This window comes from Paraburkholderia sp. CI3, assembly GCF_050436505.1.
Classification (GTDB): Bacteria; Pseudomonadota; Gammaproteobacteria; order Burkholderiales; family Burkholderiaceae; genus Paraburkholderia; species Paraburkholderia tuberum.
The window spans coordinates 3,222,619-3,236,939 of sequence record NZ_JBNDMI010000004.1; the positions used below are offsets into that span (position 1 = coordinate 3,222,619).

Genomic DNA, 14,321 nt, shown 5'->3' on the forward strand with positions numbered 1-14,321 from the left:
ATGCGTTCGATGCACACGTCTTGCCCAGCCAGGCGCCGCGCGCCTGCTACGGAATTAATCTCCGTGACGCTGGGTGGGGCCTACGCCGCCGTTCCTGCGCGCTGAGTTGCGCGCGCAAGAACGTGTCATTGCCACGTTCAGTTGGCGGCATGTGGGGTCTGGTCAGGCTGCCGGGGACAGGTTGCGCCAGACGTGAAAATTAACCGTGCGGTAGCGGCTGAGTGAGCCGTATCCGGGCTTTGACGTACTGCGCATTTTCGCGCGGCGCGTTGTCGTCCCTACCGCCGGAGCCGCAAGCAACCTACCCAGCAGTTTGCGGGTGACGCGGCTCGACAATGTGATTGCACGTCTTATGAAAACTCGGCTAACCCGTGGTCTAGGGACTCTTTTTGCCTTTTTTGTACTGGCCGGCTGTGCCACGCCTCCGGGCGCGCGCGATACGGCCGCGAACGACACGCCGCCAAGTACAAAGAACACGCACCTGAGCTCTTTCGGACCGCAATCGTTCGGTAGCGCGCCGGCCTCGAGCCCGAGCGCGTCGAACGCGCCCGCGTCGCCGCTGGCTGACGCGCAGCCGCTCACCGACGACGGCGTCGACGTCGCGGACTTCCATCAGATCGGACGCGCGTCGTGGTACGGACGCTTCTTCCACGGCCGCCGCACTGCCAATGGCGAGCGTTACGACATGCATGCCCTGACGGCCGCGCATCGCACCTTGCCGCTCGGCTCGTACGTGCGCGTGACCAATCCGGCCAATTCGCGCTCGGTGATCGTACGGATCAACGACCGCGGCCCGTACGCCCGCGGCCGGGTGATCGACCTGTCGATGGCGGCCGCCGCCATGCTCGACATGCGCCACACCGGCACCGCGCGGGTCAAGATCGAAGGGCTCACGCAGCAGGAAGCGCGCGCCGAGCTGAACGAGACGCTCGCGTCGAACTCGGATTCGAACAAGTGATGTGACGTTACGTGGCGATGATGCCGCGTCGGCTGAACCAACCGTCTGTAGAAAATCGAAGGGCCGCGACATGCGGCCCGTTTCCTTTGCCTTCCGCCGTTTACCCGCCCCGCTTCGCTCTCAGGCGTCGGGCTTGTCTTCCTTCAGCGCCAGCGCGCGCGCGTACAACATGTTGCGCGATGCGCCCGTGAGCGCCGCCGCGACCTTCGCCGCGCTGCTCACCGTCAATTCTTCCAGCAGGATGCCGAGCAGCGCGTCGTGATCGTGCTCGCCGGCCGCTTCGGGCGCCGCGCCTTCGACCACCAGCACGAATTCGCCACGCTGCCGGTTCGCGTCGGCAGCGAGCCACGTTGGCCCTTCGGCCAGGGTGCCCTGGTGCAGGGCTTCGTGTAACTTCGTCAGTTCCCGCGCGATCAGCAGACGGCGTGTGCCGCCGAACGCATCGGCGAGCGCCTGCACCGTCTCGACGATCCGGTGCGGCGCTTCGTAGAACACCATCGCGTGAGGATGTTGCGCGAGCGCCTGCAAGGCGGCGGCGCGCGCCTTCGGCTTCGGCGGCAGGAAGCCGAGGAACGAGAACGTCGCGACCCAGTCGCCGGTTGCGCTGAGCGCGGTGGCGAGCGCAGTCGCGCCGGGCAGCGGGACCACCACGAAGCCGGCCTCGCGCACGGCATCGACGAGCTTGGCGCCGGGGTCCGAGATGCCCGGCGTGCCCGCGTCGGACACGTAGGCCACGCGCTCGCCGGCCTGCAGATACTCGATCACGCGCTGCGCGGCGGTGCGCTCGTTGTGCTGATGCACGGCGACGAGCGGCTTCGAGATGCCGTAGCGCGCGAGCAGCTGACCGGTGTTGCGGGTGTCCTCGGCGGCGATGCGATCCGCGAGTCCGAGCACGTGCAGCGCGCGCAGCGTGATGTCGGCGATGTTGCCGATCGGCGTGGCCACCACATACAGCGCGGCGGCGGGGTACTGCTGCCCTTGCGCGAGTTCGGAGAGAGGAGTCATGACACGGAAGACACAAACAGACGGAACGAGGCCGACATTGTGCCATGTGGGCTTGCGCGAGCAGGCCGCGCCGAACACTGCGCAAAAGATGCCCACAAACGCCGGTCCAAAAACCGCCCACAACTTTTCCTGCGCTCACCAGTCCAAATCCGTCGGCGCGGCTTTCGAAGCACGCGCGCGAGAATATTTGCAGCGCCAGCGTCTGCGCTTCGTGGCGCGCAACGTCACCTGTCGGGGCGGCGAGATCGATCTCGTGATGAGCGATCGTGACGGCGCGCTGGTGTTCGTCGAAGTTCGCGCGCGTGCGCAGCGGCATTATGGCGGTGCGGCTGCGAGCATCGGTTGGCAGAAGAGACAGCGCATCGTGCGAGCGGCGCGGCACTATCTCGCGACGCGCGCCACGACGAACCGCGGCGCGCGCGACGAACCCGCGTGCCGTTTCGACGTCGTCGCGTTCGAGAGCGGCAGGCTCGTGTGGTTGCGCGATGCGTTTCGCGCCGACGAAGTCTGACCGACAGCGCAGACAACGCGCGTGAGTGCGATAAACTTGCGCTCGCGTGCCGCGCGAACTGATCGGCGGCCACAGCCTGGCAGTATGACTTCACAACACGGCCGCGCAGTGCGGTCCATTCGCGGTACAAGATAGAGACTCGATGTCAGTCGAACGCATCCAACAACACTTCCGCGACAGCGCGGCAGTCAAACTCGAAGCCCTCGAAACCCTGTCGATGCCGATCGCCGCCGCGATCGACACGATGTTCGCCGCACTCGCCAACGGCAATCGCATCCTCGCGTGCGGCAACGGCGGTTCGGCCGCCGACGCGCAGCATTTCGCGGCCGAGCTGATCGGCCGCTTCGAGCGTGAGCGGCCAGGTCTGCCGGCCATTGCGCTCAGCACCGACACCTCCGTGCTCACCGCGATCGCCAATGACTATTCGTTCGAACAGATCTACGCGAAACAGGTCTGGGCGCTCGGTCAGCCCGGCGACGTGTTGCTCGCAATCACCACATCCGGCAATTCCGCGAACGTGCTGGCCGCGATCGAAGCCGCGCATGAGCGCGAAATGATCGTCGTTGCGCTGACCGGCAAGGGCGGCGGACGCGCGCAGCAGGTGCTGAGTGACACCGACATCCACGTATGCGTGCCGTCCGACCGCACGGCACGCATCCAGGAAGTGCACCTGCTGACCATCCATTGCCTGTGCGACGGCATCGATGCCATGTTGCTCGGCGAAGACTGAGACTGATTTCGAAGGAGAGCTAGTTGATGAGCGTTTTCCGCATCAAGAAGACACTGGTGAGAACCGTGCTCGTGGTCGGGTTCGCGGCGGGCCTGTCGGCCACGCTGCAAGGCTGCTTTCTCGCTGTCGGGGCCGCGGCGGGCGGCGGCGCGCTGATGGCGACCGACCGCCGCACGCTCGGCGCGCAGACCGAGGATCGCGAGATTCAGGTGAAGGCGCTGTCGCAGATCAGCCAGAATCTGCCGGACTCCGCGCACGTCAACGTCACGGTGTTCAACCGCCGCGTGCTGCTGACCGGCGAGGTCGCGGGCGAGGCGTCGAAGCAGCGTGCCGAGAGCATCGTGCGGAACATGAACAACGTGAATACGATCGTCAATGAACTGGCGATCGCGCCGGCGAGCTCGTTCTCGTCGCGCACCAACGACACCTACCTCGAAACGCGCGTGAAGACCGCTCTGATCGCCGAGAAGAACATTTCGGCGAACAATTTCAAGGTCGTCGCCGAGCGAGGCAACGTCTATCTGATGGGCCTCGTCACGATGAATGAGGGCAATATCGGCGCCGACGTCACGAGCCGCGTGCCGGGGGTCGTGCAGGTGGTCAAGGTGTTCCAGTACATCCAGCCGCAGGAAGCCGAAGCTGCTGCGGCCGCCGGTGCGACGGCGCCGGTGGCCGCCTCGCAGCCCGAGGTCAGCGAGCCGACGGTCGGCGCGATTCCCGATTCGTCGGTGAGCGCGCGGCCGCTCGATCAGCAGGCGCCTGCGCCGGTCAACTCGTCGACGTCGGTGCGGCCGGGTAATCCGAAGGCGGTGCCTTGATGCGCGGTATGACGCGTGGGGGTGTCGTGTTCGCGTTGGTGGTGGGCGCGCTCGCCGGCACGATGACGTCGGGTGCTCGCGCGGCCGAGGCGCCGCGCGGCCAGCAGGTCGCCGCCGCGAATGCGTGCATGGGCTGTCACGCGGTCGATCGCAAGCTGGTTGGTCCGTCGTTCCAGCAAATCGCCGCGAAGTACAAGGGCGACGCGCAGGCGCCGGCCAAACTCGCGCGCAAGGTGAAGGACGGCGGCTCCGGCGTATGGGGCATGATTCCGATGCCGGCCCATCAATCGATGAGCGATGCGGATATCCGCGCGGTGGTCGACTGGGTGCTCGCGGGCGCGCCGTCCAGATGAGGTTTTCCCGGGGCTGGAGGCTTGGCAAAAGGGAAAATGGCTGTGCTAGAATTATTTTCGTGTTGGGGGGGTAGCTCAGCTGGGAGAGCGTCGCGTTCGCAATGCGAAGGTCGGGAGTTCGATCCTCCTCCTCTCCACCAAACTCAAGTCTGGATGCGACCGCCGAAAGGTCTGACGTCGTCCAGCGAAAGCCGGGAAAGTCTTGTGGCACAAGGCTTCCGGCTTTTTTTACGTCCGGACTTCCTGCCCGTTTCGTCCAGGGTCGTCCAGCACCAGCTACTGGCATCCGGGCGTTCCTGGTAGCACCATTGGGGGCAATGGCCTCAGCCGCCGCTTCAGCGTGCCCCCATGTCCCTCACCGACCTTACCATCAGGCATGCCCGGCCGGGCGAACGGACCCAGCGCCTCTGGGACGGCGGCGGACTGTATCTGGAAATTACGCCCGCCGGGTCGAAGCTCTGGCGCCTGAAGTACCGCTACGACCGGAAAGAGAAGCGCCTCTCGTTTGGTCATTACCCGGAGGTCAGCCTCAGGGATGCGCGGGAGAAGCGTGATGAGGCGCGCAGACTGCTCGCCAACGACATCGACCCGAGCGCGCACCGGAAAGCGGCCAGGGCCGCGAGGCTCGAGCGGGCCGCCAACACCTTCGAGGACGTGGCGCGCGACTGGTTCGCGCGGATGATGTCCGACAAAGCAAAATCGCACAAAGACAAGGTCCTTGCCCGCGTGGAGAACGACCTGCTCCCCTGGCTCGGCAAGCGCCCGATCGCCGATATCACCGCACCCGAGATACTCGCCTGTCTGCGCCGCATTGAAGAGCGGGGCGCGCGCGATACCGCACACCGTGCGATGCAAAACTGCGCGGCGATCTTCCGGTACGCCGTCATCATCGGCAAGACCCAGAACAATCCTGCTGCCCACCTCCGGGGCGCGCTGCCCCCCGCCCGGCCGGGTCACTTTGCCGCCGTCACGGAGCCGGACAAGATCGGACCGCTGCTGCGCAAGATGCACGAGGTGAATGCCACCTTTGCGGTCAAATGCGCGCTCAGGCTCGCACCGTATCTGTTCTGTCGTCCTGTCGAACTCCGGACCATGCGATGGGATGAGGTGCATCTTGACGCGGCCGAGTGGCGCTATGTCGTCGGCAAGACACAAACGCCTCATCTGGTCCCGCTGGCGGCGCAAGCGGTCGCCATCCTGCGTGAGTTGCAGCCGGTGACGGGGCGGTGGGACTACGTGTTTCCCGGCAGGCACGACAAGAAGCAGCCGATGTCGGGCAACACGATCAACGTCGCATTGAGGCGTGCGGGCATCAGCACGCGTGACGAGCAGACCGGGCACGGCTTTCGCGCCATGGCTCGCACCATCCTGCACGAGCGGCTTGGCATCAAGCCGGAGATCATCGAGCATCAACTTGCGCATAGCGTCCCCGATCCCCTGGGCACCGCCTATAACCGGACCAGATTTCTCGAGGACCGGAGAAAAATGATGCAGGAATGGGCGGACTTTCTGGATGCGCTGCGCGAAAACTCGCTTCAAGTTGGTGATAAAAGCGAGAAAAATCTCTGAAAATCGCACAAAAACCACTTGACGGTGCGTAGGGTGGCCGGCAATACTTCTTCGGTCGTCATGAGACGACACGCTGTGGGTCAGCCCTGCACCGGCAGCGTCAAGGAAAATTTTTGGCAGTATCGGCACGGCCTGTCCGTGCATTAAGGACATATCTCCAAGGGTTTGTTTGGGAGACAGTCACATGCAGACACTGCATGACTCCATGGTGTGCACTCCTCATGAACTGGAGTTCCCCACGTCCGTACGTGAGTCGCGCGGTCGCCGGGCCTCCGTGCTGCTCACGGAGGTCGCGATCCGCAACGTCAAGCCTGCCGGGAAGACCCAGCGCGTGTGGGACTCCGGCGGTCTGTACCTCGAAGTGACCCCGGGCGGGTCGAAGCTCTGGCGACTGAAATACCGGTTTGACGGGAAGGAGAACCGCCTCTCGTTTGGCCGGTACCCCGAGGTCGGGCTGAAGGATGCGCGGGCCAGGCGGGACGAGGCGCGCAAACTGCTGGCCGACGACGTCGACCCGAGCGCGTACCGGAAAGCGGCCAAGGCCGCGCGGCTGGCGAATGCCGCGAACACCTTTGAGGCTGTCGCCCGCGAGTGGTTCGAGCGGATGATGTCCACGAAGGCGACGTCGCACCGCGAGCGGGTCATCGCGCGCCTGCAGAACGACATTTTCCCGTGGCTGGGCAAGCGGCCCATTGCGGACATCTCCGCACCCGAGGTGCTGGCGTGTCTGCGACGCATCGAGGACCGCGGCGCCAGGGACACCGCACACCGGGCGAAACAGAACTGCTCGCAGGTGTTCAACTATGCTGTCGCCTGCGGTCGTGCGCAAACCAACCCGACCACGTTCCTGAGCGGCGCGCTGGCACCGGCGACGCCGGGTCACTTTGCTGCCGTCACCAATCCGGCAGAGGTCGGGCCTTTGCTACGCGCAATGGATGCGGTCCGGGTGACCTTCCCGGTCCGATGCGCCCTGACGATTGCTCCATACGTCTTTTGTCGTCCGGGCGAACTGCGGACGATGCGCTGGCAGGACATCGACCTGAACAAGGGCGAGTGGAACTACATCCCGGAAAAACGGGAACGGGATTCGGTCACGTCCAGTAGTAGTCTTCACATGGTTCCTCTGGCGACGCAGGTCATCGCCATCCTGCGTGAACTGCAACCGCTCACCGGACGGTATGGGTACGTCTTCCCCGGGGTGGCTGACAAGACGAAGCCGATGTCTGGCGGTACGGTGAATGCCGCCCTACGCCGGGCGGGATACAGCACCCGTGCGCAACACACCGGGCATGGTTTCCGTGCCATGGCCCGGACCATACTGCACGAAGCGCTGGGGTTTGCACCTCATGTGATCGAGCATCAGCTGGCGCACCGCGTTCCGGACCCGCTGGGGGTCGCCTACAACCGCACCAGGTTTCTTCCAGACAGGCTGCGGATGATGCAGCAATGGGCGGACTATCTGGACCGGTTGCGCGACGGCGGCGAGATCGGGGCGTCGGTTTCGCCCGCGGTATTCGTGGGCTCTCGCGAAGGTCGGTAAACACCTCGCCCGACCGCCACCCGACGGCAGCCGCCGGCAAGCCCTGCCCGGCGGCCCACAGGATACTGTTCAGGCCGCATTGTCCATGAACCCTTCATGGATTCAGGCAATATCCACAAGGGCGTTTTTCTCCTGAGATTGCATCATGCAGATTCAGCAGGACTCTCTTTTGCGCCTTCCGGAAGTGCTGGCGCTGATCCCGGTTTCGCGCGCAACCTGGTATGCGGGAGTGAAGAATGGGCGGTTTCCGCGCCCCGTCTCTCTGGGGCCTCGCTGCGTTGCGTGGCGCGCCAGCGAGATTCAGCGCGTCGTCGCTGAAGGTGTGCCCGGTGTGCTCTGAAACGGCGAACCCGGAAGGTTCCGGATCCCAGCAGCCTGCTCGCAGCAATAGTTTCGCAGGCAGGCATGTTGACCTTTGACGGTATGGTGCCGAAGACCTTGGATGTGTGTCAGGCCACTGCTACCGCGGTGGCCCGCAGGCAATGTTCATGGAGGTGAACCATAGCTGGAGCACCGGCAGCAAAGGTGGGCAAGCAGCGGGCGGCCGGGTCGCGGGAAGCGGCTCGAAGGGGGGCGGTTCCGGCCGCGGCCAGCAGGCAATGGATTCGTCGGCGGAAACTGGCCGAGCACGACTGGCGCCAAGTCCGGAGGTAACAGGGGTAACGCGGCACCCTCCGGCGGAAAGAAGTGGACGTTCCGGCGAGGCTTAGCGCGAGACTATAAGGCTGCTCAAAACCAAGGACCTTCAGAAAATTAGCCTCGACCATGACCTCCGCGACGACGTGAGTTCTCAGCACGATCTTCACTGGCCCAAAGAGGCAAGAACCCGCTAGCGGACTGGCTTCGGCCAGGAAGCGACATACGATGTCGCCCCGACCGCGCCATTCAAACGACCGCTTCGCCCGGGAAACTGCCGTTGGAAAAGCGGCATGTTCGAGCGACCACAGTGGGTCGGGAAGAGCCTTAGTAGCTCCGGCAAACGCTTGGCTTTACGGACGCCAAGTAGGAGCCGGTGGCGAACTCCATGCGCATCACCACAACGCGACCGAGCCGGCCCACGCCTGGTCGGCGGCGCCCGAAGCATCGGTGCCCTTCACAGGCCGGCGAGGTCGGACTCTAGTGCTCGCAGGTTTGGGGAACCAGGAATGCGGTAGCGGTAGGCGGTCAGCGTCGGCTAACGCAGATGCAGCTATCCGCCGTTCGGCTACCGCTTCTCCGCCGGACCAGAGTCCCTCTTTTCAGAGCGCACAGGCGGCCCTGGCGGCGGTGGCGCGTCGGGTTGGCGAGCGTGTGCGTTCCTGCTGGTTCTCTTTCAGTTACTTCGACTTGCTAGGCTTCGCAGGTGGCTGCTGGCGAATTTCTCGCTGTGGTCGTAGGCAAAGCGCACCGGCGGTCCCGGCGGTGGGGACTTCTGCTGCTTCGGTCCTGACGAACTCATGCTTTCGTTTTCTTTCCCTTCTGTTCCGCCAGGTCATCATATTCCTGGTTGAATGTGCCGGGCCGCCATTGCTCTCAGCTTTCCGCGCCCCGCCATTTCTCGACACCGGTTGTGAGAAAGCCTCGCCACCTAGCTTTGAACACCATCCCGTCGTACCGAAATCTTCTCGTCAAGGATCCGCGCCAGTGGCGTGCCCGTTTGGATCAGCGTATCCACGATGGACGTCAGTTCCGCGCTATCCAGAACCTCCCGGGGTACCGGCGCGTTTAGGATGGCCTTCTCGACCCAGTCGCATACCCGACGCCCGATGCCGTAGCCGTTCCAGAATTCCGTGTTGGCGCCCTGTGCCCTCCACCAGGCGCTGACCACTTGCGCAAGGAACGTCAGTCGATGCACTTGCGGCTGCACCTCAAGCAGGCGAAGTATGGCGAGGGCGACGAAGGTGGACGGCGCGGCTTCTACGGCCAGTCGCGTGAGCATCGGCAACAGGACGTCCGCTCCCTTGGCCCCACGCGGCACGACATAGCAGCGCGGTCCCTTCCCGATCTCGTATTCGCCCATGAACAGCGCGGCAAGTGCGCCCGTGAGATGCACTTCCGCGCTAGTGGAGCATTCAGAGGTGAGTCGCTTCCACGCCCAGAATTCCCTGATACGCGACGCCAGTGTCTCCCTTGCCATTAACACTGTGGAATCCAGCACGAGCTCATCGTTCAGCCAACGTCTGTCGAGCTCATGCAGGACTGCGGTGGTGGCATCGAGGAAGCGATCTTGCGGCAACTGGGCGACGCGCTGGAGGACCAGTTCGCTCACGAGGGAACTGCCAAGCGTGGCAGCCGCAGCGGTCGCTGCGGCGAAATACGCATCGTTCCATTCATGCGGGCGCTCGCCAGGCTCTTCATCCTTTTTGCACCCGACACCGTTCGCGCTTGCCGTCCATGCCCAGGAGTGATTCACCAGGCCGCGCAACCGCTCGGGAGCGGCCCTATGCCAAAGGTCTTTCGCGAGCGATACCCAATGTGCCGCCGCGCTCGAGTCCAGCGCGTACTCGCGTGGCGGGGGGGGGCTTTACTCGCTGTCGTCGCGGCACGCCCAACGAGATCCCGGCACGCACTTTCGGGGACAACGGCTCCGGAAGATCCGGCCAGCCAGGCTCATCCCCTTTGCCCGACAGCCATCGCAGTTCCGCCACGACCGCAGCTTGCAGCCGGTCACGTTCTGCATCCTGTCGGGCATGTTCCTGCGCCTCGCGAAGGGCACGATAGTCCTCGACGCTCTCCCAATCCACTGCATCATGGTTTGGCAAAGCGTAGATCGTCGAGTTCAGGCCCAAGCGCATCAGCGACCGTAGCAATGCCGGCGGCACGGATCGCTGCGCCGCCACCTCGGCGCGTAGTACCGCCGGCATGCCCGTATCGTGCTGGACAGCCACGTGAAGCAGGCGTTCCAGTATCGTCGACTGAGGATCGGCACGGTAGGCCGCCAACAGGCCGACAGCCGCGAGCGCTCGCCGGTTGTACTGCAGCTGGTGGACCATTCCTCCGACGTCTGTTTGCCCTTGCGCCTCCTCCAGCAACGCCTGTGCCCACTCGCCGTGCTGAGTTCTCAATGCCGGCGTGCCATCGCGCAACACCAGGGCTGCGACGATGAGTCGTGTCTGACCGTTCCATTTCTGATCGTCGTCATCCCCAGCGACCGTATCAACCTGTTGGAGCATGGCCCATTCCACGCCCTCCCCTAGGAGTTCGGAGGAACAGGGTGGCTCAGTGAGCGCGCGCATCATTCTTCCGCGCATCGCCAGGTCGGCGTTGCCACGGTTGGCCCTCTCCTGCAAACCGACGCGTAGCTGCGCTTCCTGCGCGGGGAAGTGATAGGTGATCCTCGTGCCGTTCTCACCTTCGGTGCGGGAATAGTTGGCGGGGTCCAACAGATTCAACGCACTCATGGCAGCGAATGCGGGGTCAGTCGGGTCGCTCCCGCTCTCCGGCGGACCAAGCCGTTCCGCCGCTTCACGCAGGCGCTGGCACATGCTTTCTCGTGTCTCCGCAGGGCCGTTGACGCCAAAATGCGCCAGCATGTCGTCAAGCGCCATTTGGCGAGAGCGGCGGGCGCGCAGATCCTGCAACCTCACCGGGCCCGCCGGTTCCGGTCGCACCCACGCGTTAAGCCCCATGTCGCCCATGAGGTCGTGCGCGTACCGCTCCCTATCAAGCGCCAGCAACTCGGCCGATGCGGCGAACGGTGCCAGGCAGTCACGCGTCGTGGGCCAGTGCGACAGCATCACGTCGACCGCGACGAGAAGATTCGCCGCCGGGGAGCCCTCCGGTCCGAGTATGTCGTCAATGACGGCTTGTGGATCCTCTCCGGCTTCGATGCGCCGGTGCGCCCAGGCCTCCAGCGCCATCAGGGCCGACGCCACAATCTGGCTATCGTGCGCGCGCGACCACGCGTACGACCGCTGCCATGGGAACGAACGTGGACCGGCGGCCAGCACGACGTCAATCCGATCGTCGGCACGCGGACGACCGCGGGTCCGGTACTGGATGGCATGCGCGACGAGGGCCCGGATCAGGCGGAGTCCTTCCTCCGGGTTCGCCTCCAGCAGGCCGAGAAACGGCGCTCGTGCCGGCGAGGCCGGGAAAAAATCCGCGCTCCAGTAAGAAAACGGCTCTCTCGGAAGATCGCGGTCGCGATCGTCGTCCCCTTCGGGCAAGGCTGCCAGAAAGAGGTCTGCCACGGCGCGGGGCGCCGCCTGGGGTGCGGTGCCTAGGAACGAAATCAGTTGGCGGAATATGACGTGGCGATGTGGATGGGCCTGCCATCCCTGTAGATAGGCGGCCGCGTCGTCCGGACGCAGCTTGCACCACAGCAGGAAGGCCGTTCGCAGGTCCTCCTCCTGAGCAGCAGTCATGGACAAGCCGGGCGCATCCATGGCGGCCATGCGGGCCCTGATATTTGTGACGGCCGGATGATTCCTCGACTCGACGTCGGTGAGCCACGCATACAGTCGCCCAACCAAGTACGGCGATATCGGATCGAGGCCAAAGGTCACGCTGCACCACCGGTTGTAGAGATCGACCAACGGCGGCACCGCACCGTGGGGAATCCTGCCCCCGAGCTTGAGCGACCAAAAAAGCAGATTGAGCCAGGACGGTCCCCGTGGCGCGACGAAATCGGCCGGTAGCTTTGTCACGTCCACGCCAGCTGCCGCCCACAATGGAGCGGCCGGCAGCGAGTCCTCCGTGATCACGGCACGAATGAGATCCCCGAACAATGCCGCGTTGTCGGCCGAAAGCGCTGGTAGACAGCCCTCCAGCGTGTCGTGTGCGCGCTCCGAGCGCGCAAGTGCCAGCAGGACGGCACGCTTCCACGAGCCGTGGGCTTGGGGCTTACTAACCCGGTCCAGCAGGACTTTCCACCCCGCCATGCCGTTCGCAGTTTCCGCGTGCAGCCGTGCCGCGAGTTCTACGCCGCGCACCAGTCGCATCGGCGCCGCTCTCGCAATATCTAGTGCATTGGCGCGCTCCGGCTCCTCGAACAGCAGGCAGCCGATCGCCCAGTCGCGCAAGACGTCGTGTGCAGGCTCGACCAGAATCGCGTTGACTGCCCGGAGGGAGTCTGTTTCGATCAAGCCCGTCACAGCCTGGGCGGATGCCGCGCTGGCGTCCATCGGGTCGGACGAGGCGATGGAATGGATCGCCAAGGCCCGCAACAGGCGTCTGCGCTCGAGGCGTTCTGCGCCGCGACTCGCCGCGTCGCCCGTCTCCCACCATTGCCAGGCCATCTGCGCCTCGCTGAAAGGCGTCGCAGCATCCGCTTGCACGCTGCGCGCGAGACGGTTGAGGCGGTACAAGTTCCTCACGATGGCCTTGGCGGAATGCCCGGGTGCCAGCAGCGCGGCGAGGGCTGCGTCCGCCTGCCGCAAGTCCACCACCTCGTCGTCGGTCAATTCGGGAATCAGGTACGGCGGTGCCACGCCCAGTCTCTGAAGGGCCGCAGGCGGCAGCCAGGCGGCGGCATCCGCGTCAAAGTCGGGGCGCGCCGTGGCGACCACGCGGAATCCGCTAGCCTCTGCGGCCGCGCTGATCAGGTCCACGACGGTCTGCTGTTCGTCGAGCCTGTCGAAGCGGTCGAGGCCGTCGATAAATAGCGTCCCACCACCGTCGCCAGCGAGGTCGGTGAGCAGCTCCCGGGCGGTGGCGTCGCAGCCAAGTTGGGCCCTTAACGCCGCCCATCCACCTCCGGGAATACGATTGGGAGCCACCACGATGACGCGCGATTCGGCTTGGACACGCTCGACCATCTGCACCAGGACGCCGGACTTACCAACCCCGCCCGCGCCTTGGATGACGAGGTAGCGGCCATGTTCAAGTGCGGACAGGGCCGCATCCACGTGTCCCGTGCGGTCGATCGTCGTTTTGCCAACTCGCGTACTGATCGTCGCAAGCGCGTTACGCGCATTTTCGGCGAGTTGCTCGCGCGCGCCGTGCAAACGGCGATCCCCGGCGAACCGGTAGTTCCGCTCGCTGGTCAAGCGATCTACCAGCGTTGCACGGTCCAGATCGCCGCCCTTGGCGTCCGTTTCCAACGCTATCAGTTGCAACGTGTCCCATAGCTCTGCCGCGCGGCTAGCCTCCTGCGGGGCCAACAGCATCGCACAACGCTCGCGGGCCAGTTGTCCACAGGCCGATTCCGTCTGTTCGCAGTCGAAAGCCAGCACCTGAAACCGGGACAACAGCAGCCACACGTCGGCGTCCTCGTGCTGGGCTCCCGTCTTCGCCATGTGGCCACGCAATGCCGAGGCGAAATCGCGCATTCCTTGGTGCGCGACCTTTTGCTGATTCAGTCGGGCAAAGAAGGTCACCGGGTCCTGATACTCGCGGGCCCAGCGGAGCGTTTCCTGGACGTAGTGCTCGATGGCTGTCGAGGTGCGTGCAATCGCCACGGCCAACTCGTAGCGCGACGCCTGGAAGTCCGGTTTGCGCATGGCTCGACAGGCCAACGCGACGACGTCCGCAAAAACCGCGTCGCTCGCCGTGAAGGCGACCGTGCGTTTGGCCTGCATCTCCAGCGTCGCCGGCTCTCCGCGCCGGTCGTGGCCGGTGACAATCACGTCATCCATCGAGTGGCCCAGACTCGCCCGCTGGAAGGCAACCCCCGTGACCACGACGCCAGGCAGGCCGCGTGCCTCGCCGCCCGACAAAAGCGGCAACAGGTACTGGGCGCCAACGTGCCCCTCCAGCAAAGCGCCAGCCGGACCGGCGGCGGCGGGACTGGCCTGTGGCGGCGTGCCATCGAAGCGTCGCGGCGACAGCGCTTGCTTGGGATTTGATAAGGTCTCAGACATTTCGCGATGCAAGGATGAACCAGTCACCATCTTAACGGTTGTCAAATGTGCCGGC

Annotated in this window: 11 protein-coding genes and 1 tRNA gene; 9 read left to right on the plus strand and 3 right to left on the minus strand. The window is 64.9% G+C overall.

From position 1 onward, the window contains the following. Window positions 1-352: 352 nt before the first annotated feature. Entirely contained in the window at window positions 353-958 is a 606-nt protein-coding gene (locus tag OKW29_RS36360) for a septal ring lytic transglycosylase RlpA family protein (protein WP_429294323.1), read from the plus strand. A gap of 120 nt (window positions 959-1,078) precedes the next feature. Here OKW29_RS36360 and rsmI read toward each other — a convergent pair whose 3' ends face one another. Continuing rightward, complete coding sequence (rsmI, locus tag OKW29_RS36365; protein ID WP_429294324.1) at window positions 1,079-1,963, minus strand: 16S rRNA (cytidine(1402)-2'-O)-methyltransferase; 885 nt, start codon at window positions 1,961-1,963, stop codon at window positions 1,079-1,081. 88 nt (window positions 1,964-2,051) lie between these two features. Here rsmI and OKW29_RS36370 point away from each other — a divergent pair, with 88 nt between their 5' ends. The 8 genes from OKW29_RS36370 (at window position 2,052) to OKW29_RS36405 (ending at window position 7,824) form a co-directional block, all read left to right on the plus strand. Next, complete coding sequence (locus tag OKW29_RS36370; protein ID WP_429294325.1) at window positions 2,052-2,474, plus strand: YraN family protein; 423 nt, start codon at window positions 2,052-2,054, stop codon at window positions 2,472-2,474. Between the two features lie 142 nt (window positions 2,475-2,616). Further along, window positions 2,617-3,204 (plus strand): phosphoheptose isomerase, encoded by a 588-nt coding sequence (locus OKW29_RS36375; RefSeq protein ID WP_184068788.1) that lies wholly within the window; start codon window positions 2,617-2,619, stop codon window positions 3,202-3,204. A gap of 26 nt (window positions 3,205-3,230) precedes the next feature. Beyond that, entirely contained in the window at window positions 3,231-4,022 is a 792-nt protein-coding gene (locus tag OKW29_RS36380; protein ID WP_187628372.1) for a BON domain-containing protein, read from the plus strand. Further along, the gene (locus OKW29_RS36385) at window positions 4,022-4,375 is read left to right on the plus strand and encodes a c-type cytochrome (RefSeq protein WP_429294326.1); all 354 of its coding nucleotides are present in this window, start codon (window positions 4,022-4,024) and stop codon (window positions 4,373-4,375) included. The genes OKW29_RS36380 and OKW29_RS36385 overlap by 1 nt, the downstream gene beginning before the upstream one ends. Window positions 4,376-4,439: 64 nt before the next feature. Further along, window positions 4,440-4,515 (plus strand) — tRNA-Ala (locus OKW29_RS36390). Between the two features lie 208 nt (window positions 4,516-4,723). Beyond that, the gene (locus tag OKW29_RS36395) at window positions 4,724-5,944 is read left to right on the plus strand and encodes a tyrosine-type recombinase/integrase (protein WP_429294327.1); all 1,221 of its coding nucleotides are present in this window, start codon (window positions 4,724-4,726) and stop codon (window positions 5,942-5,944) included. Between the two features lie 274 nt (window positions 5,945-6,218). Further along, the gene (locus OKW29_RS36400; protein WP_429294999.1) at window positions 6,219-7,484 is read left to right on the plus strand and encodes a tyrosine-type recombinase/integrase; all 1,266 of its coding nucleotides are present in this window, start codon (window positions 6,219-6,221) and stop codon (window positions 7,482-7,484) included. 145 nt (window positions 7,485-7,629) lie between these two features. Next, window positions 7,630-7,824 (plus strand): helix-turn-helix transcriptional regulator, encoded by a 195-nt coding sequence (locus OKW29_RS36405; protein WP_429294328.1) that lies wholly within the window; start codon window positions 7,630-7,632, stop codon window positions 7,822-7,824. Between the two features lie 1,227 nt (window positions 7,825-9,051). On the opposite strand, the gene OKW29_RS36410 is transcribed toward OKW29_RS36405, so the two are convergent. Together OKW29_RS36410 and OKW29_RS36415 are read right to left on the minus strand one after the other, a co-directional pair. After that, window positions 9,052-9,876 (minus strand): hypothetical protein, encoded by an 825-nt coding sequence (locus OKW29_RS36410; protein WP_429294329.1) that lies wholly within the window; start codon window positions 9,874-9,876, stop codon window positions 9,052-9,054. Between the two features lie 28 nt (window positions 9,877-9,904). Continuing rightward, a complete protein-coding gene (locus OKW29_RS36415; protein ID WP_429294330.1) occupies window positions 9,905-14,266 on the minus strand; it encodes a hypothetical protein in 4,362 nt (1,453 codons plus the stop codon). Window positions 14,267-14,321 lie beyond the last annotated feature (55 nt).

What these genes read in the sequence shown, in the direction of transcription:
- OKW29_RS36360 (WP_429294323.1), top strand. Translation starts at nt 353, where the DNA reads ATGAAAACTCGGCTAACCCGTGGTCTAGGGACTCTTTTTGCCTTTTTT.
- rsmI (WP_429294324.1), bottom strand. Translation starts at nt 1,963, where the DNA reads ATGACTCCTCTCTCCGAACTCGCGCAAGGGCAGCAGTACCCCGCCGCC.
- OKW29_RS36370 (WP_429294325.1), top strand. Translation starts at nt 2,052, where the DNA reads ATGCCCACAAACGCCGGTCCAAAAACCGCCCACAACTTTTCCTGCGCT.
- OKW29_RS36375 (WP_184068788.1), top strand. Translation starts at nt 2,617, where the DNA reads ATGTCAGTCGAACGCATCCAACAACACTTCCGCGACAGCGCGGCAGTC.
- OKW29_RS36380 (WP_187628372.1), top strand. Translation starts at nt 3,231, where the DNA reads ATGAGCGTTTTCCGCATCAAGAAGACACTGGTGAGAACCGTGCTCGTG.
- OKW29_RS36385 (WP_429294326.1), top strand. Translation starts at nt 4,022, where the DNA reads ATGCGCGGTATGACGCGTGGGGGTGTCGTGTTCGCGTTGGTGGTGGGC.
- OKW29_RS36395 (WP_429294327.1), top strand. Translation starts at nt 4,724, where the DNA reads ATGTCCCTCACCGACCTTACCATCAGGCATGCCCGGCCGGGCGAACGG.
- OKW29_RS36405 (WP_429294328.1), top strand. Translation starts at nt 7,630, where the DNA reads ATGCAGATTCAGCAGGACTCTCTTTTGCGCCTTCCGGAAGTGCTGGCG.
- OKW29_RS36415 (WP_429294330.1), bottom strand. Translation starts at nt 14,266, where the DNA reads ATGTCTGAGACCTTATCAAATCCCAAGCAAGCGCTGTCGCCGCGACGC.